The organism is Arthrobacter sp. CC3 (assembly GCF_039907775.1).
In the GTDB taxonomy this organism is placed as follows: Bacteria; Actinomycetota; Actinomycetes; order Actinomycetales; family Micrococcaceae; genus Arthrobacter.
In genome coordinates this window covers 20,956-38,461 of record NZ_JARCCY010000045.1, presented here as the reverse complement: position 1 = coordinate 38,461, position 17,506 = coordinate 20,956, and the positions used below count along the sequence as shown (strand labels likewise).

Genomic DNA, 17,506 nt, shown 5'->3' with positions numbered 1-17,506 from the left:
TTCCCACCCCACCTCACGATGACGCAGTTGCCATTGGCTAGAAGTTAAACCACCTTCTCCTTCAGAGGACTCACACCCCCAAGCAAATGCCCATGCTGGGCGTACAACGCCAGAGGCCCCGCACTCTGTGAGTGCGGGGCCTCTGCAGCCGCTTAGGCGAAGTCGGAGACAGCAGGGTCCGGGCCGATGCGGCCGGAGCCTTCCGCCGTCCGGTCCAGCCCGTTGATGGCTGCGATGTCGGCCTCATCCAGCGTCACGTCCAGGGCCGCGTAGTTTTCGCGGATGCGGGACTCTGTGACGGACTTCGGAATCACCACGTTGCCGAGGGCCAGGTGCCAGGCAATGACCACCTGCGCCGGGGTGGCACTGTGCTTGGCCGCGATCTCCGCGACGGCCGGGTGCTCCAGGAGTTCGCCGCCCTGGCCCAGCGGCGACCATGCCTGCGTGAGGATGCCTTTGGAGGCGTTGAATTCGCGCAGTTCAGCCTGGTTGAAGAACGGGTGCAGTTCCACCTGGTTGATGGCCGGAACAACACCGGTCTCATCGATGATCCGCTGGAGTCCCTCGGTGGTGAAGTTGGAGACGCCGATGGACTTGACCCGGCCGCGCTTCTGCAGCTCGATCAGGGCCTTCCAGGTGTCCACGTACTTGTCCTGCTGCGGCTGCTGCCAGTGAATCAGGTACAGGTCCAGGGTTTCGAGGCCGAGGCGCTCCATGGACGCCTCAAAGGCCGCCAGGGTGGACTCGTACCCCTGGTCCGCGTTCCACAGCTTGGTGGTGATGAAGATGTCCTCAGGCTTCAATCCGGAGCGCTCGATGGCGCGGCCTACGCCTGCTTCGTTTCCGTAGATCTTGGCGGTGTCGATGTGGCGGAACCCGGCCTCGAAGGCCTGGACCACTACCTTTTCCGCTACGTCGTCCTCAACCTGCCACACTCCGTAGCCGAGCTGGGGAATGGTGTTGCCGTCGTTGAAAGTCAGTTCAGGAGAAAAAGTCATTACTTCATACTGCCAACGCCGGCAGCGCCCGGCCAGTAAAAACAGCCGGCTAAGCTAGGCGCTTAACCGGGAATAGCTAGGAATCCTGCGGCTGTTCGGCAAGGCGGCGTTCGGCGTCGGCGATCTGTTCAAAGACTGACTCGGCCCTGCGGCGGACCGAGGCGGCGCCTACCGGCACCGGCCCGACGGCCAGGCGCAACATCGCGGCCGCCTCCGCGGTGGTCGCCAGGGAGTTGCCCGCTTTGGACAGCGATCGGTGGACGCCGGCCAATGCGCCCGGGATATCCAGGCCGTCACTGGGCGAACGCCGCTGGGCTTCGACGCACACCTGCCGGACCCTGACGGCGAGGCCGGCAAGGTCGTTGGCGATCTCCACCAGTTCGGCATACAGCACGTCGTCCTCCACCCCTTCGAGGACTTGGTGGAACCGGTCAAGCCCGCGAAGGAAACGGTCATAGGCGCGCCGCCACAGCCCTTTGCCGAGCTCGGCGTCGTCTTTTCGCCCCTGGCGGGCGGCTGCGAAGAATGCCACGCCGCCCCTAGAGATACTGGCCGGGACCGTGGTCCGGATCTTCCGCTTCGCCCGGCTTGTCTGAGCCGGGATGCGGCAGCCGGGCGCGCTGCGGCTCGCCGTCCTCGCCGATCACCACACCCGGAGCTATCACTGTCCCCGGCGGCAGCTGGCGCAGCTGCCGCTGTGCCGCCGCGTGTTCGCGGGCGGCATGCTGGGCTGCGATGGCCGTCTGGATGCCGTGGAACAGCCCTTCCAGCCAGCCGACCAGCTGTGCTTGGGCAATCCGGAGTTCCGCGTCGGACGGCGTAGCCTGTGCGGGAAAAGGCAGGCTGATCCGTTCCAGCTCCTCGACGAGTTCGGGAGCCAACCCGTCCTCAAGTTCCTTGATGGAGCGTTCGTGGATCGCAGCCAGGCGCCCGCGTGCGGCGTCATCGAGCGGTGCCGACTTCACTTCGTCCAGCAGCTGCTTGATCATGGTGCCGATCCGCATCACTTTGGCGGGCTCGTCCACCAGGTCCTGGAGGTTACTCCCCTTCGGCCGGGTTCCCGCGCCGTGGTTCGGGGCCGTACCGGAAGAGACCTCGTCGTCGAGGGTGGTGCCCTCTACAGGGGCATCATCAGCTGGCTGAGTGTCGTTCGGATCGCTCATGGCTTCATACTCTCACGGGCTGCGAGCCCGGGCGCGAGTCCGTGAACCCAGTTGACCCCGGCGGGTCCGGCGGTGCCCCGAAAACGCGGGAGGCGCCGTCGGACCCTAAGATCCGACGGCGCCCCCGGCGCAGGTGTTTTCAACGGCCGCGGCCTTTCAGCAGCAGCGGCCTTGGGGATTGTTGTCCTGGCGGTCCGTGTGGTCCCGCCAGAACTCGCGCTCGGTCATGGGCGCTTCCGCATGCCCTGAGGCCTCGTGGTGCTCCAGGTACTTCGCATAGGCGTCCGCTCCCATGACCCCGCCGAAATAGCGGGCGAAGCCACGGAACCCTTCGAGTATCGCGTTCATGACCAGCTCCGCATCAGTGGTGCGCGGACTTTTCGAGGCGCAGGTCGGCGGGGAGTTTGTTCCACTCGGCCACGAGTTCCCGCTCAGCAGGCGTGGGAATGAATCCCGCAGGCGCGTAGGCGCGGGACGGCACGGCCGGGTCCTCGTGGTCCGCGTGGGCAACGCCCTGCTTCGCATCCCGGAACGCCTTCACCGTGGCCACCATCGCCGTGATGATCACAATGATGCTCAGCACCACGAAGATCACCGACAGCCACCCCTGGATCATGGTGTTGCGGACCACGGCCTCCATGGCCGCAACGGTCTTGGCAGTGCCAAATTCCGTCTTGCCGTCTGCAAGGGCTTTGGAGAAGGCCGCGTTGTTGGCGAAGTAACCCACTGCCGGAACCGGCGAAAAGATCTTCTGGAAGCTGGCAGTGATGGTGACGACTGCCGCGAAAGCAAGCGGAACGGCCACAATCCAGAGGTACTTGAACGAGGCGCGCCTTGCTGCGATGGCCAGGCAGACGGACAGCGCGATGGCTGCGAGCAGCTGGTTGGCGATTCCGAACAGCGGGAACAGCGTGTTGATGCCGCCCAGCGGGTCCGTGACACCCATCAGCAGCACGGCTCCCCACGCGAGGACCATAACGGCCGTGCAGAGCCAGGCTCCGGGCCGCCAGGAGTGCTCCTTGAACTTGGGGATGAAGTTGCCGATGGAATCCTGCAGCATGAAGCGTGCCACGCGGGTGCCGGCGTCCACTGCCGTGAGGATGAACAGTGCCTCGAACATGATGGCGAAGTGGTACCAGAACGCCATCATGGCCGTGCCGCCGATGAACTGCTGCATGATGTGGGCAAGGCCGACGGCCAGTGTGGGAGCACCGCCGGTACGGGACACAATGCTTTCCTCGCCGACGTTCCTGGCTGTCTCGGCCAGGAGGTCCGGAGTGATGTTCACCCCGGCAAGTCCCAGGCTGTTGACCCAGGTGGCTGCCGTTTGCACAGTGCCGCCGGTCAGGGCGGCCGGGGAGTTCATGGCGAAGTACAGGCCGCGGTCGATGGAGATGGCTGCCACGAGGGCCATGATGGCCACGAAGGACTCCATCAGCATGCCGCCGTAGCCGATCAGGCGGGCCTGGCGTTCCTTTTCGATCAGCTTCGGGGTGGTTCCGGAGGAGATCAGGGCGTGGAAGCCGGATAGCGCGCCGCAGGCAATGGTGACGAACAGGAACGGGAAGAGCGCTCCGGGGAACACCGGCCCGTTTTCCCTGCTGGCAAATTCGCTGAAGGCCGGCACGGTGATTTCGGGGCGGACCACGATGATGGCCAGCGCCAGCATAACGATCACGCCGATCTTCATGAACGTGGAGAGGTAGTCCCGGGGAGCCAGCAGGAGCCACACCGGAAGGATGGCGGCGATGAAGCCGTACACGATAAGGCCCCAGGCGATGGTGACCTTGTCCAGGTGGAAGAACGCCGCGCCCCACTCGGTCCCGGCCACTGCACCGCCGCCGATGATCGCGGCCATCAGCAGCACGAAGCCGATCAGCGACACTTCCATGACCTTGCCGGGGCGGATGAAGCGGAGGTACACGCCCATGAAGAGCGCAATGGGGATGGTCATGCCCACGGAGAACACGCCCCAGGGGCTTTCACCCAGCGCGTTCACGACGACGAGGGCCAGGATCGCGACGATGATCACCATAATGAGCAGGGTGGCAATCAGGGCCGCGGTGCCGCCGATCACGCCGAGTTCCTCACGGGCCATCTGGCCCAGCGAGCGGCCCCCACGGCGCATGGAGAAGAACAGGACGAGGTAGTCCTGCACCGCTCCGGCCAGTACGACGCCGATGATGATCCAGATGGTGCCGGGGAGGTAACCCATCTGGGCCGCAATGACGGGCCCGACCAGGGGGCCTGCGCCGGCGATGGCGGCAAAGTGGTGGCCGAACAGGACGTTGCGGTCGGTGCGGACGTAGTCCTTGCCGTCCGCTTTGTACTCGGCGGGAGTGGCCCGGCGGTCGTTGGGCCTGGTGATGTACCGCTCGATCACCTTGGAGTAAAAGCGGTAGCCGATCAGGTACGTACAGACCGAGGCGAACACAAACCAGATCGCGTTGACCGTTTCGCCTCGGATGATGGCCAGCATGAACCAGGAGACCCCGCCTAGCAGCGAAATCGCCGCCCAAATGGCGATCTTCGTCGGTGTCCATTTGCGCTCTTCGGCCTCCCGCACCGCGTCGTCCACCGACGTTGGCGGAAGCTTTGGATCAGGCTCTAGCGCGTCCTCCGATAATGCAGTCCGTGCTTTGCCATCCGGCATTTTGCCCATGTCTCCTCCTCGAGAACCCCAGCTGGAAAGTGATCTCCCCTTGGCACCATATCAACGCCCCGGACGCAGGGATACTGCTTTGGGGGCGCCGCTCTTGAGGCCCTCGCTGAACGGTCGGACGGGAGCGTTGAGCGGCAGGCAGCTTAGGGTGCCGGCGTGTTCAACTGCGCCATCCGCGCCTCGCAGAGGTCCAGCCACCGGACTTCCGCTTCGGTCTGGAAAATCAGTGAATCAAGGACGAGCAGCCATGCGGTGTCGGCCCGGCGCAGGCTGGCGGACGCCTCGCGACGGGTTTTGGTGTAGTCCTGGAGCGCTTTCACTGACGCGGTGCGCTGGGCCTGGATGACGGCCGGGACGTCCACTCCGGGGATGGTCACGGCGAGGGCAAGTTTGATGGCGAGTTCGTTCCGGGGAGGATTGCTGCGGGCCACCGGGGCCTGGAACCAGTCCGCGACGTCGCTGCGGCCTGCGTCGGTGATGCTGTAGATGACGTGGCCTTCGCCGTCGCCGCCATCGTTCGTGACGAGTCCGTCCCGTTCCAGCCGGTCCAGGGTGGTGTAGACCTGCCCGATGTTCAGCGGCCAGGCAGAGCCGGTGCGGTCCTCGAACTCGACCCTCAACTGGTACCCGTAACGGGGCTTGTCCTGAAGCAGGGCGAGGAGACTATGGCGAATGGACATACTGCCCCCTGATGTCGCAAAGACGACGGCATACACGCGCCCCCAAGACGCGTGCATACCGCGTATGGAATTACAGTAACGTGATTTCGGCACGAAGGCAATACCGGGTATTCATTCCGACGCCGGTGTCCGGCTACATGACCAGCAGGACTTTCCCCACATGGTCGCCGGAGTCGAAGTATTCATGGGCCGCCCGCACCTGGTCCAGCGGGAACGTCTTGGCCACCAGGGGGCGGATGCGTCCATCCGCCAGGAGCGGCCACACCGCATCCCGGACGGCATTCATGATCACGCCCTTCTCCGCCACCGGCCGCGGCCGGAGCGCTGTGCCGATGATGGCGGCCCGCTTGCTGAGGAGCTTTCCCAGGTCAAGCTCCGCCTTGGTGCCGCCCTGGAGTCCGATCACGATCAGCCGGCCGTAGTCCGCGAGGGCGTCAACGTTCTGCCCGAGATATTTGGCGCCTACAACGTCCAGGATGACGTCTGCACCGTGTCCGCCGTTTTGCGCACGGAGGGATTCGGGAAAGTCCTCCTCCGTGTAATTGATGGCGATGTCCGCATGGAGGAAGGCTTTGGCGGTGCCCACCTTCTCGGCAGTTCCGGCCGTGGTGGCAACCGTTGCGCCAAAGGCCTTGGCCAGCTGGATGGCCATGGTGCCGATTCCGCCCGTGGCTCCGTGGACCAGCACGGTCTCACCCGGCTGAAGCTGCGCCGTCATGATCAGGTTCGAGTAAACGGTGGCCGCCACTTCGGGGAGGGACGCGGCAGTGACCAGATCCACGCCGTCGGGAATCCTCAGGACCTGTTCGGCAGGGACGGCCACCTGCTGGGCGTAACCGCCCCCCGAAAGCAGTGCCACCACCTTGTCCCCCACCGAAAACGGCTTGGACACGTCGGGGCCGAAGCCCGCTATCCGGCCGGAAACTTCCAAGCCAAGGATGTCCGAGGCCCCGGACGGCGGCGGGTAGAAACCCCTGCGCTGCTGGACATCGGCCCGGTTGAGTCCCGCGGCGACGACGTCGATCAGCACCTCGCCGGGGCCGGGAACCGGAGCCGGGACCTCGCGCACTTCGAGCACCTCAGGCCCGCCGGCCTCACTAACGTAGACGGCCTTCATGGAAAACTCCCGATTCCTAGCTGCTTCCTGCCACAAAAAATAGTGTGCAGCGGCCGCGCTTGCCCGCAAACACTCCGGACGGTTTTTGTCGCAGCCAACTGCCTATGAAACACTACTCGGTAAGGAAGGTTGTCCGAGCGGCCGAAGGAGCTGGTCTTGAAAACCAGTGTGCGGTAACCCCGTACCAAGAGTTCGAATCTCTTACCTTCCGCGAACAATGTCCGGGTCCTGAGCATCAGGGCCCGGACATTTTCCGTTAATCCCGGTTAAGGGCCTGTTTGGGCCGGGACCATTGAAACTGTCGGTGCTCCGGAATAGTGTCTGGTTTGTCTTCACTGACCACCCCTCCGCCGCGGTCCGTTGCCGCGGCCACCGACAGGAGCCACAATGCCCAGCCCTGACATCACTCCCGGCGCACCCTGCTGGATCGACCTCATGACATCGGATGCCGCCAAAGCCAAGCAGTTCTATGGAGAACTGTTCGGGTGGGACTTCCAGACCGGCGACGAGGAAAAATACGGCGGTTACATCACGGCCTCGAAAAACGGGAAGTCCGTGGCAGGGCTCATGCAAAAGGATGAAACGATGGCGGGCTTCCCTGACGCCTGGTCCACCTACCTGCGTTCAGACGACGCCGCCGCCACCGCCGAAGCTGTCACGGCGCACGGCGGACAGGTCTTCATGGGGCCGATGGACGTCCCGGAGCAGGGCCACATGGCCATGTTCGGCGACGCCACCGGCGCGGCCATCGGCATCTGGCAGCCCCGCGAAATGACCGGATTCGAACTGGTGGCCGAGCCCGGCGCCGCGGCCTGGCACGAACTCCACACCAAGGACTACGCCACCGCCGTCAAGTTCTACCAGGACGTCTTCGGCTGGGACACGGACGTCATGAGCGACACGCCCGATTTCCGCTACACCACCCTGGGCAAGGGAGACTCAGCCAAGGCGGGCATCATGGATGCCTCCGCCTACCTCCCGGCGGAAGTCCCGTCCAACTGGCAGGTCTACTTCGCCGTGGAGGACGCCGACGCGTCCATTGAAAAGGCCGTCGGCCTTGGCGCGCGGGTGATCGACGGACCGGACGACACCCCGTTCGGCCGCCTGGCAACCCTGGCCGACCCCACCGGGGCAATGTTCAAGATCGTTGCCGACACCCGCCAGGGCACCGGCGATCCTGCCGACTCAGGAGACACCACCGGGGCCTAACGAGCCGCAGCATGCCATTTAAGTAAATTGATCTAAAAAATACCGGCCAGCCGCTTCCATCGGAGCTACTGGCCGGTATTCTTTTGCCATGTCCGGCACATGGGGTGAGCCGGCACATGCACACAATCAAAGCACTGCCGCAGAACACCGTTGCCGGGACAGGGCCCATGCTGCCCTGTGGCCGGCGGTGAACGTTTCGCTGGGGGACGTCTCGCAGAATGCACGCTGAATCAATCACACGTTCATTCGACTCTGTTTTGCTGTGCCGGAAACTGCTTGACCAGGAGTAAAGTCCGGGCCCTTTTGTCCGCGCCACAAAGCCGGACACATTCCACCGAGCCCTTACCCGGGGCACCCTAATGAGAGTTAGAGCGGATGAAACGCACACCATGGAAAATTACGCTGGGCGCGGCGTTGTCAGCGGGGCTTATCGCCGCCCCGTTGGCAGCCGTCCCGGCGTTCGCAGTGGAGGTCTCACCAGCCGCTGCGGGCACGTCGCCAGTGGTCATCAATGAGGCGTACCTCAGCGGAGGCAGCTCCGGAGCGGCCTACAAGAACAAATTCGTAGAGCTGTACAACGCGTCAGATGCGCCGGTTTCACTGGATGGCTGGTCCCTTCAGTACCGCTCGGGCACGGGAACGGCCGCACCCAACGGAGTGGCGGCCCTCAAGGGCAGTATCCCGGCGAAGGGTTATTACCTGGTCCAGGGCGGGGCGAACGGAGCGCCCACCCCCGCCGGCGCCGACCTGCCCACTCCGGACCTGGTGGCTACCGGCTTGAACCCGTCCGGAACCACTGGCACCGTGGTCCTGGCCAGGCAGGCCACTGCGATCACTTCGCTGGCCACCGGTTCGGTAATCGAGCCCGCCAACGTGGCCGACCTGCTGGGGTACGGCACGTCCAACACGTTCGAAACTCAGGCTGCCACAGCGCCCGCCGGCAACACCGACGTCAAGAGCCTGAACCGCACCAACGGAGCGGACTCCAACAGCAACGCGGCCGACTTCGCCCTTAGCGCCACCATCACCCCGACGGCGGCCGGCGGCAGTGTGGACCCCGCGCCTGTCGACCCCGATCCCGTGGATCCGCCGCCTGCGCCCGCCACGAAGACCATCGCCGAGATCCAGGGCTCCGGTGCGGCCAGCCCGTTCGTCGGCGCCAGTGTCACGACGCGGGGCAAGGTGACCGCGGCGTACCCAACCGGCGGCTTCTCCGGCTTCTACGTCCAGACCCCCGGGACCGGCAGCGATCTGACGCCAGCCAACCACACGGCGTCGGACGCTGTTTTTGTCTTCTCGCCCGCAACAGTCGGCTCGGTCGCCATCGGTGATTACGTCGAAATCACCGGCACCGTCAGCGAGTTCTTCGGCATGACCCAGGTGAGTGTTGCTGATGCGGCCGGGCTGACGAAGCTCGCCGAGGCGGCGCCGGAGGTGAAGTCCACCGGCTTCTCGCTCCCGGCGGATGAAGCGTTCCGTGAATCCCTCGAAGGCATGCTGCTGACACCGCAGGGACCGGTGACGGTCACTGACAACTACTCCCTGAACCAGTACGGCGAAATCGGCCTGGCCGGCGGCACCACTCCCCTTGAACAGCCCACCGCCGTGGCACCCTACGGTTCGGCCGAGTACACGGCAACCGTTGCCGCCAACGCCGCCCGCGGCATCAAGCTCGACGACGGCGCCACCACCAACTTCCTCAAGGACGCCGCCACCAAGGCGCAGGTGCTGCCGTACCTGACCACGTCGGATCCGGTCCGCGTCGGATCACCCGTGACGTTCCAGACCGACGTGGTGCTCAGCTACGCCAACAACTCCTGGAAGTTCCAGCCGCTGACCCACCTGACGCCGGAAAACGCCGGCATCATCCAGCCGGCCACCTTCGGCGCCACCCGCGCCGAGGCCCCCGGCGCCGTCGGAGGCAACCTCAAGATTGCCTCCTTCAACGTGCTGAACTACTTCCCCACCACCGGCGACATGCTGGCCGGCTGCACCTTCTACACCGACCGCGACGGCAACCCCATTACGGTCCGCGGCGGGTGCGACGCCCGCGGTGCCGCCAACGCCGAGAACCTCAAGCGCCAGCAGGACAAGATCGTGGCCGCCGTCGGCAAGTCCGGCGCCGACGTGGTGTCCCTGATGGAAGTAGAGAACTCGGCACAGTTCGGCAAAGACCGCGACGACGCCCTGGCAAAGCTGGTGGAGGCTCTGAACATTGCCACGCCGGGGATCTGGGACTACGTCCGCACCCCCGCCAACGCTCCGCCGCTGGCTGACGAGGACATGATCCGGACCGCGTTCATCTACAAGAAGGCTGCTGCGGAACCGGTGGGCGAATCCATCATCCACAACGACACCGTGGCCTTCGCCAGCGGCCGCAAGCCGCTCGCTCAGGTGTTCAAGCCGGTTGGTGCCTCCGATGACAAGAAGTTCATTGCCATCGCCAACCACTTCAAGTCCAAGGGCTCTGCCGCTACTCCGGAGGACACCGACCAGGGCCAGGGCGCCTCGAACCTTGCCCGCACCGAGCAGGCCAAGTCACTTCTCGCATTTTCCAACCAACTGCAGTCCTCGAAGGGCACGGACAAGGTTTTCCTGCTGGGCGACTTCAATTCCTACGCCAAGGAAGACCCCATCAACGTCCTCACGGCTGCCGGTTACGTCAACCAGGACGAGAAGGCCAAGAACGCTGACGGCTCCGCCAAGCACTCCTACCTGTTCGGCGGCCTGGTGGGTTCCCTGGACCACGTCCTTGCCTCGCCGGCCGCAAATGCCGTGGTGACGGGTGCCGACATCTGGAACATCAACTCCGTGGAGTCCGTGGCGCTGGAGTACAGCCGGTATAACAACAATGTGACCAACTACTATGCGCCGGACCAGTTCAGGGCAAGCGACCACGATCCCGTGGTGGTGGGCCTTGATCTGCCGGCCGCACCGGTCCTGCCGCCGAGCGTTGACCTGAACTTCCTGGGCATCAACGATTTCCACGGCCGCATCGATTCCAACACGATCCTGTTTGCCGCCACCATCGAAAAGCTCCGCGAATCCGCGGCGCCGGGCGCCACGGCTTTCCTGTCCGCCGGAGACAACATCGGAGCCTCGCTGTTCGCTTCCGCCGTCGCCAAGGACCAGCCCACCATCGATGTGCTGAACGCCCTGGAGCTGCAGACGTCCGCCGTGGGCAACCACGAGTTCGACGGCGGCTGGACGGACCTGCGGGACCGGGTCGTCGCCGGCGGAACGAACGCCAAGTTCCCGTATCTCGGCGCCAACGTTTACAAGAAGGGCACCACGGAACCGGCCCTGCCCGAATACACGGTGCTGGAGCTGAACGGCGTGAAGGTGGCCGTGATCGGCACCGTCACCCAGGAAGTGCCGTCGCTGGTCACGCCAGCCGGAATCACCGAACTTGAATTCGGTGATTCCGTGGAGGCGATCAACCGCGTTGCGGCGAAGATCACCGCGGACAAGCTCGCCGACGTCATCATCGTGGAAAACCACGACGGCGCCGGGTCCGGCGCTCCCGAAGGCTCCACGTTGGAACAGGAAGTCGCAGCCGGCGGCCCCTTCGCCAAACTCGTCAACGAAACCTCTCCCGAGGTGGACGCCATCTTCACCGGCCACACACACAAGCAGTACGCCTGGGATGCTCCGGTGCTGGATGGCAACGGCCAGCCGACGGGCAGGACGCGCCCCATCGTCCAGACCGGCAGCTACGGCGAGTTCATCGGCCAGATCCAGCTGACGATCGACACCAAGACGATGCAGGTGACCGGCTACAAAGCGGGCAACGTCAAGCGCACCGTCCCCACCACCACGGAGACGGCCGCGGACCTTGTGACCAAGTACCCGCGGGTGGCAGCCGTGAAGGCAATCGTTGACAAGGCAGTCGCCGACGCTGCCGTCATCGGCAACCAGCCGGTCGGCAAGGTCACCGCTGATATCACCACGGCTTTCACGCCCGCCACGGCAACAAGCCCGGCGTCCCGTGACGACCGTGCGAGCGAATCCACCCTGGGCAACCTGGTGGCGGACTCACTGGTGGACGCACTCAAGGCTCCGGACCTCGGCGCCGCCGAAATCGGCGTCGTGAATCCCGGCGGCCTGCGCAACGAGCTGTACTTCGCGCCGGACGGAACCATCACCTATGCGGAGGCGAACGCCGTGCTTCCGTTCGTGAACAACCTCTGGACCACGTCCCTGACCGGGGCACAGTTCAAGACGCTCCTGGAACAGCAGTGGCAGACCAACCCGGACGGCACGGTCCCGAGCCGCGCCTACCAGCAGCTGGGATTGTCCAAGAACGTCAACTACACCTACGATGCCGCACGTGCCGCGGGTGACCGCATCACGTCCATCCGGGTCAATGGTTCGCTCATCGATCCGGCCAGGTCCTACCGCGTCGGCACCTTCAGCTTCCTCGCAACGGGCGGCGACAACTTCCGGATTTTCAAGGAAGGAACCGGCACCAAGGATTCAGGGCTCGTGGACCGCGACGCCTGGATCAAGTACCTGCAGGAGCACAACCCGGCAGCGCCGGACTTTGCACGCCGCACTGTTGCCGTGGTGAACACGACGGCGGCCGAAGTCAAGGCCGGCGACTCCATCACGCTGGCAGTCTCCAAACTGGATCTCACGTCGCTGGGCAGCCCGGTCAACACGTCGCTGGCGGCCTCCCTTACGGACGCTGCGGGCACCGTAACCCCACTCGGCACCATCCCGGTGTCCGCCGGGGCTGCCGCAGTGGACGTGAAGGTTCCGGCCGGCGTGGCCTCAGGCGCCGGAACCCTGGTGCTCACCGCTGCTGAATCGGGCACCGTGGTCAAAACGGCTGTCCTGGTTGCTTCCAGCGGACCGGTGCCGCCGGTCTGCACCGCGCCCGTCCCGCCCACCAAGTGGTACGACTTTGCAGGCTGGATCAAGTACGGCCTGGCCTGGATCCAGTACCAGAAGTGCCTGAAAGGCTAGTTTTCCGGCCTGACGGTAACTGAACTTGCCCCGCCCCGGGGCTGGAAATCCCTTCGGATTCCGGCCCCGGACGCGGGGCATTTTCGTGTCCGGGAGGTCAGCGGTCGAGGATGTGGCGGGCTATCTCGTCGGCGTCGCGGAGGGTGCGCTGGCCGCTGCGGTACACCGGCCCGTCCTGCGGCCTCGCCTCCGCGGCGATGGCCGTGCCCCACTGCGCCGCGGACAGCTGCAGGCCCAGCACGTACAGTCCTTCCGAGACGGATCCGTTGGCGCCCACCGGCCGGTACGGGTGCGGGCTGACATCAAGCCCGGAGGTCTCCACCGGCGCGCCCTCCACGGTCATCATCAGCCGGGGCCGGGCCAGGCCGTCGGCGAGCAGCTGCTCCAGCACCGGCGACACATTGACGGAAACCCGGTTGGCCGGAGCGAGCGCCTCGATCATGGTGCGGGCGTGGATGGCCCCGCCGTTGACCCACGGCGACACGGCCTTGAAGGAACCGGCCGCGCGGTCGAGCGAAAACTTCGGATCCGGGCCCACGAAGCTGACCACGCCCGCCCTGGCGAGCGCTGCGAGCTGCTCGGCCCGGATGGCCGGCGGCCCGCTGGCCAGCCCTTCGACGAACGACTCGAACCAGCCCCGCAGGCCGGCAACCCAGGACTCATCGGTGATGCCGCCGTCGGCCACCACTGATTTCAGCACCGCCCGCCCGTGGTGCAGCGCCCCGATGGTCATTTTCACGGGGTCGTCCTCCCCCAGTGCCGAACGCCGGGCGTCATCGAGCAGGTAATCGACGACGGCGGCATCCACCTCAGCCTGCGACGCGAAGTTCCGGCCGGCCAGGGGAGCTGCCAGGCCCGGGAGGTTCAGCCGCTGGTCCGGCGCCACATGCCTGGCCACCAGGTCATCCGCTTCGGCTTCCCAGTGGGAGACGCTGTGGGCGTGCGGCCGCATCGCCTCCTGGAGCAGGGCCAGGAACGCCTCGGGCTCGTTGACGGCGTCCGGACGGGTCCGAACCAGGGTGGAATAGTAGGCCCAGAGCGCGTCGCGCTGCAGGAGGGGCCAGAGGTCGTGGTCGAAGGCGGGGGTGATTCCCGCGGCCGCGAACCTTCCGACGGCGGCCTCGGTGCAGTACCGCAGCGTCACGCCGGACGGGTAGTACCCTGCAAGGTCCGCTTTGGCCCGGTAAGGGGTCCCGCGCCGGGACGCCGCGATGATCAGCGGCTCGTTGCCGGACGGGACGTATGCGAGACCGGCCCTCCCCTGCCCGGGGACGCCGTCCGCCGTGCCGCCGCCTTCTGCCGCAACGAATTTCCCGCCCCGGCCCTCGGTCAGCTGGCCCATCACGTCAAAGAAGTTCAGGCCCATGCCCCGGACCAGGACGGGCTCGCCGGCCGGCACCACGGACCAGTCGACGTCGGCGGGTACCGCCGGGGGCAGGTACATGAGGCCCAGCTGGGCGGCCCCGGCCTGGAGTTCGCGCTGTTCGGCGTTGAGCCTGGACTCAAGGTGGCCCAGGGCCAGCACCACGGACCCGACGGTGAGGGGCCCGCCGTCCTCGAGTTCGACGTCGAACGTTCCGTTTCCTGCCGGCCGCACAGCGGTGGCGGTGGTGCGGTGGAACTGGACGGTGACGCCTTCCGGAAGGTGCGCGAGCAGCTCGTCCAGGGTGAAGCGGAGGTAGCAGCCGTACAGGGCGCGGCTCGGAAAATCGCGGGATCCGAGGCTGGCCAGTTCGTGGCGTTCATCCTCGGTCAGCGAAGGGTGCGGGCTTTCCTGCTGCGCCGCACGCCAGGTTTCGAAGGTGCTGCCGGCCACGGGTGCCGCCAGCTCAGGGTCCTCGGGAATCACGGTGGGATAGAACGATTGCGTGTTCATCAGGTACAGCCGGGACTGGCCGGGCCGCCACACGTGGCCCGGCCCGGCCGGGTACGGGTCCACCACGTCGATGTGGAGGCTGGATGCGGGATGGATCGCGGTGCCATGCGGTCCGGAAGTCCCCGAAGTTGCCGAATCGGAGGGGTTTCTGAGCCGCCAGTTGGCGAGGAGCCGCTCCAGGACACTGGTGCCGCGGGGTCCGGCCCCTATTAGTGCTGTCCGGATGCTTTGCGATGTGCCCACGCCCTCCAGAGTATCTGCATGTGACTTGCTAGCCGCGCGCGGATGCTGTTTCGTAGGGCCATGACCACCACAGCAGCTGATCACCAGCCCGTGTCCGGTGCCTCTTCCCCCGGCGGGAAAGCGCCCGAACCGACCGACGAAAACATCTGGCTTGAGGAGATCTACGGCGAGGAGCCGCTGGCCTGGGTCCGCGAACAGAACGCCCGCACCGAGGACCTGCTCGAAGACGCCGACTATGCCGCGCTCGAAAGCCGCATCCTGGAGGTGCTGGACTCCACGGACAAGATCGCCATGGTGGGCAAGCACGGCGACTGGTATTACAACTTCTGGCGGGACGGCCAGAACCCCAAGGGGCTGTGGCGCCGGACATCCTGGGAGAGCTACCGGAGCGGGGAGCCTGAATGGGATGTGCTGCTGGACGTCGACGCGCTGGCCGCCGCCGAAGGCGAAGAGTGGGTTTTCCACGGCGCCAATTTCCTCCGCCCTGCGCCCGGCGAACCGCACCGGCTGGCGCTGGTGGCCCTCTCCCCCGACGGCGGCGACGCCAACCGCTACCGCGAGTTCGACGTCGAGACCCGGACGTTCGTGGACCCGGCGTCCGGAGGCTTCGACCTGCCCACGGCCAAAGGCAACGCTTCCTGGCTCGACCGGGACACGCTGCTGGTGTCCACCACCGCCGAAGGCCTGCCCAGCACCACCTCGTCCTACGCGCGCACCGCCGTCCGGCTTGCCCGCGGCGGATCGCTCGCGGCAGCCGAACGGCTCTTTGAAATCCCCGAAGACCACATGATGGCGCTGGTGGCGCATGACTCCACGCCCGGGTTCGAGCGGACCTTCGCCATGGACTGGATCAGCTTCTTCAACAAGAGCACGTCGGTCCTGCGGGACGGATCCTGGGTGGTCATCGACGCCCCGACCGACGTGAACCTGAGCGTGCACCGGGAGTGGCTGCTGTTCCGCCCGCAGGGCGACTGGGACGTCGACGGAACCACGTACGCCGCCGGTTCGCTGCTCGCCGCCAGGTTCGAGGATTACCTTGCCGGGAGCCGCGAACTGGCGGTCCTGTTCACCCCGGACGCGCACACGTCGCTGCAGTCGTGGAGCTGGACCCGCAACTTCCTGCTGCTCAACCTCCTGCGGGATGTATCCTCGGAGATCCGCGTCCTGGATCCGGAACGGCCCGGAACAGAGGCCGCATGGGCTTCGACGCTGCTGGACGCCTGCCCGCCGCTGCACGACGTCAACGCCTTCGCCGTTGACGACGAGGACGAGGCAGCGGGCATGGACGACGACGGGATGGACGACGACGGTACCGGCGGCAATGTGCCGGTGCCGGAAGGGGAAGCCCCCGGCGCGGGGAACGACTTCTGGCTCGTGGCCACCGGCTTCACCACGCCCAGCACGCTCACCCGGGGAACGCTGCGCCGCGGCAGCGTCGGGCAGGTGGTCAGCGAGCACGAGGTAATCCGCACCTCGCCGTCCTACTTTGACGACTCGGCCTACGAGGTCCAGCAGCACTTCGCCGTGTCCGACGACGGCACCCGGGTCCCGTACTTCCAGGTGGCGTCCAAGGACCTGGTGCTTGACGGCCAGAACCCCACGCAACTGTCCGGCTACGGCGGGTTCGAGGTTTCCCGGACGCCTGCCTACAGCGGCGCGATCGGCCGGGCCTGGCTGGAACGTCGGACCGACGCCGGGGGCCCGGCCGCAGGCCGGACCGACACCGGCGGCGAACGCGGCGGCGCCGGTGAGGGCGCGGCCGCTGAAGGCGCGGCCGGTGAAGGCGAAGGCAGCGCCACGCACACCCGCGGCGGCGTCTACGTGGTGGCGAACATCCGCGGCGGCGGCGAATACGGACCCTCGTGGCACCGCGCCGCGCTGCAGGAAAAGCGCCACCGCGCGTTCGAGGACTTCGCTGCAGTGGCCAGGGACCTGATCTCCAGGGGAGTCACCTCCAAGGAGCGGCTGGGCTGTGTAGGCGGCTCCAACGGCGGGCTGCTGGTGGGCAACATGCTGACCCGGTACCCCGAACTGTTCGGCGCAGTATCCTGCGGTGTGCCGCTGCTGGACATGCGCCGTTACACCAAACTGTCCGCCGGCTACTCGTGGATCGCCGAATACGGGGACCCTGACGTGCCCGAGGACTGGGAGTTCATCCGGACGTTCTCGCCGTACCACCTCCTTCGCGACGGTGTGGATTACCCGGAGACGTTCATCTGGACCGCAACGTCCGATGACCGGGTGGGTCCCGTGCAGGCCCGCAAGATGGCGGCCCGTATGCAGGCCATGGGCATCCCCAACGTTTGGTTCCACGAGGCGCTGGAGGGCGGGCACGCCGGTGCCTCCGACAACCGGCAGGCGGCCGCGTTGCAAAGCCGCAGCCAGCATTTCCTCTGGCGTTCGCTGGCGGGCCGTTCCGACAACTAGCACCGTTTTGCACTGAATGCCCCGTTCTGCGTATCCTTGGTGGGCTAGGAATAGCAATTGGAGACGTGCCAGAGCGGCCGAATGGGCTTCACTGCTAATGAAGTGTGGGGCACAACTCCACCGGGGGTTCAAATCCCCCCGTCTCCGCGTTTGGCCCCGGTCC

The 17,506-nt window shown here is 66.0% G+C and carries 11 protein-coding genes and 2 tRNA genes; 5 read left to right on the top strand and 8 right to left on the bottom strand.

Annotated features, from left to right (window positions below; all coding sequences use genetic code 11):
* Positions 1 to 152 precede the first annotated feature (152 nt).
* The 7 genes from PV761_RS20335 to PV761_RS20305 form a co-directional block, all read right to left on the bottom strand.
* On the bottom strand, positions 153 to 998 hold the full coding sequence (locus PV761_RS20335; RefSeq protein ID WP_347899448.1) for an aldo/keto reductase: 846 nt from the start codon (positions 996 to 998) through the stop codon (positions 153 to 155).
* 76 nt (positions 999 to 1,074) lie between these two features.
* Positions 1,075 to 1,530: a hypothetical protein gene (locus tag PV761_RS20330; protein WP_347899447.1), complete on the bottom strand. Its 456-nt coding sequence runs from the start codon at positions 1,528 to 1,530 to the stop codon at positions 1,075 to 1,077.
* Positions 1,531 to 1,537: 7 nt separating this feature from the next.
* Positions 1,538 to 2,161, bottom strand: a complete 624-nt coding sequence (locus PV761_RS20325; protein WP_028271047.1) for a bacterial proteasome activator family protein — start codon at positions 2,159 to 2,161, stop codon at positions 1,538 to 1,540.
* Positions 2,162 to 2,317: 156 nt separating this feature from the next.
* On the bottom strand, positions 2,318 to 2,509 hold the full coding sequence (locus PV761_RS20320; protein WP_028271048.1) for a YbdD/YjiX family protein: 192 nt from the start codon (positions 2,507 to 2,509) through the stop codon (positions 2,318 to 2,320).
* A 13-nt stretch (positions 2,510 to 2,522) separates the two neighbouring features.
* Entirely contained in the window at positions 2,523 to 4,823 is a 2,301-nt protein-coding gene (locus PV761_RS20315) for a carbon starvation CstA family protein (RefSeq protein ID WP_028271049.1), read from the bottom strand.
* A 143-nt stretch (positions 4,824 to 4,966) separates the two neighbouring features.
* Positions 4,967 to 5,503 (bottom strand): PadR family transcriptional regulator, encoded by a 537-nt coding sequence (locus PV761_RS20310; protein ID WP_028271050.1) that lies wholly within the window; start codon positions 5,501 to 5,503, stop codon positions 4,967 to 4,969.
* A gap of 133 nt (positions 5,504 to 5,636) precedes the next feature.
* On the bottom strand, positions 5,637 to 6,620 hold the full coding sequence (locus PV761_RS20305; protein ID WP_347899446.1) for an NAD(P)H-quinone oxidoreductase: 984 nt from the start codon (positions 6,618 to 6,620) through the stop codon (positions 5,637 to 5,639).
* Between the two features lie 123 nt (positions 6,621 to 6,743).
* On the opposite strand from PV761_RS20305, the gene PV761_RS20300 reads away from it, so the two are divergent.
* The 3 genes from PV761_RS20300 to PV761_RS20290 all read left to right on the top strand — a co-directional run bounded on the left by PV761_RS20300 (position 6,744) and on the right by PV761_RS20290 (position 12,797).
* A tRNA-Ser gene (locus PV761_RS20300) sits at positions 6,744 to 6,831 on the top strand.
* Positions 6,832 to 7,007: 176 nt separating this feature from the next.
* Positions 7,008 to 7,829 carry a VOC family protein gene (locus PV761_RS20295; protein WP_347899445.1) on the top strand — a complete coding sequence of 274 codons (822 nt, stop codon included), beginning with the start codon at positions 7,008 to 7,010 and terminating at the stop codon, positions 7,827 to 7,829.
* 375 nt (positions 7,830 to 8,204) lie between these two features.
* Complete coding sequence (locus tag PV761_RS20290) at positions 8,205 to 12,797, top strand: ExeM/NucH family extracellular endonuclease (protein WP_347899444.1); 4,593 nt, start codon at positions 8,205 to 8,207, stop codon at positions 12,795 to 12,797.
* A 97-nt stretch (positions 12,798 to 12,894) separates the two neighbouring features.
* Here the strand turns inward: PV761_RS20290 and PV761_RS20285 are convergent, their stop codons facing one another.
* A complete protein-coding gene (locus tag PV761_RS20285) occupies positions 12,895 to 14,916 on the bottom strand; it encodes an FAD/NAD(P)-binding protein (protein WP_347899443.1) in 2,022 nt (673 codons plus the stop codon).
* A 60-nt stretch (positions 14,917 to 14,976) separates the two neighbouring features.
* Here PV761_RS20285 and PV761_RS20280 point away from each other — a divergent pair, with 60 nt between their 5' ends.
* Together PV761_RS20280 and PV761_RS20275 are read left to right on the top strand one after the other, a co-directional pair.
* Positions 14,977 to 17,343 (top strand): prolyl oligopeptidase family serine peptidase, encoded by a 2,367-nt coding sequence (locus tag PV761_RS20280; protein WP_347899442.1) that lies wholly within the window; start codon positions 14,977 to 14,979, stop codon positions 17,341 to 17,343.
* A 59-nt stretch (positions 17,344 to 17,402) separates the two neighbouring features.
* A tRNA-Ser gene (locus PV761_RS20275) sits at positions 17,403 to 17,490 on the top strand.
* Positions 17,491 to 17,506: the final 16 nt, after the last annotated feature.

Bases quoted from the DNA above. Each gene is read 5' to 3' on its own strand.
- PV761_RS20335 (WP_347899448.1), bottom strand. From the start codon at position 998: ATGACTTTTTCTCCTGAACTGACTTTCAACGACGGCAACACCATTCCC.
- PV761_RS20325 (WP_028271047.1), bottom strand. From the start codon at position 2,161: ATGAGCGATCCGAACGACACTCAGCCAGCTGATGATGCCCCTGTAGAG.
- PV761_RS20320 (WP_028271048.1), bottom strand. From the start codon at position 2,509: ATGAACGCGATACTCGAAGGGTTCCGTGGCTTCGCCCGCTATTTCGGC.
- PV761_RS20315 (WP_028271049.1), bottom strand. From the start codon at position 4,823: ATGGGCAAAATGCCGGATGGCAAAGCACGGACTGCATTATCGGAGGAC.
- PV761_RS20310 (WP_028271050.1), bottom strand. From the start codon at position 5,503: ATGTCCATTCGCCATAGTCTCCTCGCCCTGCTTCAGGACAAGCCCCGT.
- PV761_RS20305 (WP_347899446.1), bottom strand. From the start codon at position 6,620: ATGAAGGCCGTCTACGTTAGTGAGGCCGGCGGGCCTGAGGTGCTCGAA.
- PV761_RS20295 (WP_347899445.1), top strand. From the start codon at position 7,008: ATGCCCAGCCCTGACATCACTCCCGGCGCACCCTGCTGGATCGACCTC.
- PV761_RS20290 (WP_347899444.1), top strand. From the start codon at position 8,205: ATGAAACGCACACCATGGAAAATTACGCTGGGCGCGGCGTTGTCAGCG.
- PV761_RS20280 (WP_347899442.1), top strand. From the start codon at position 14,977: ATGACCACCACAGCAGCTGATCACCAGCCCGTGTCCGGTGCCTCTTCC.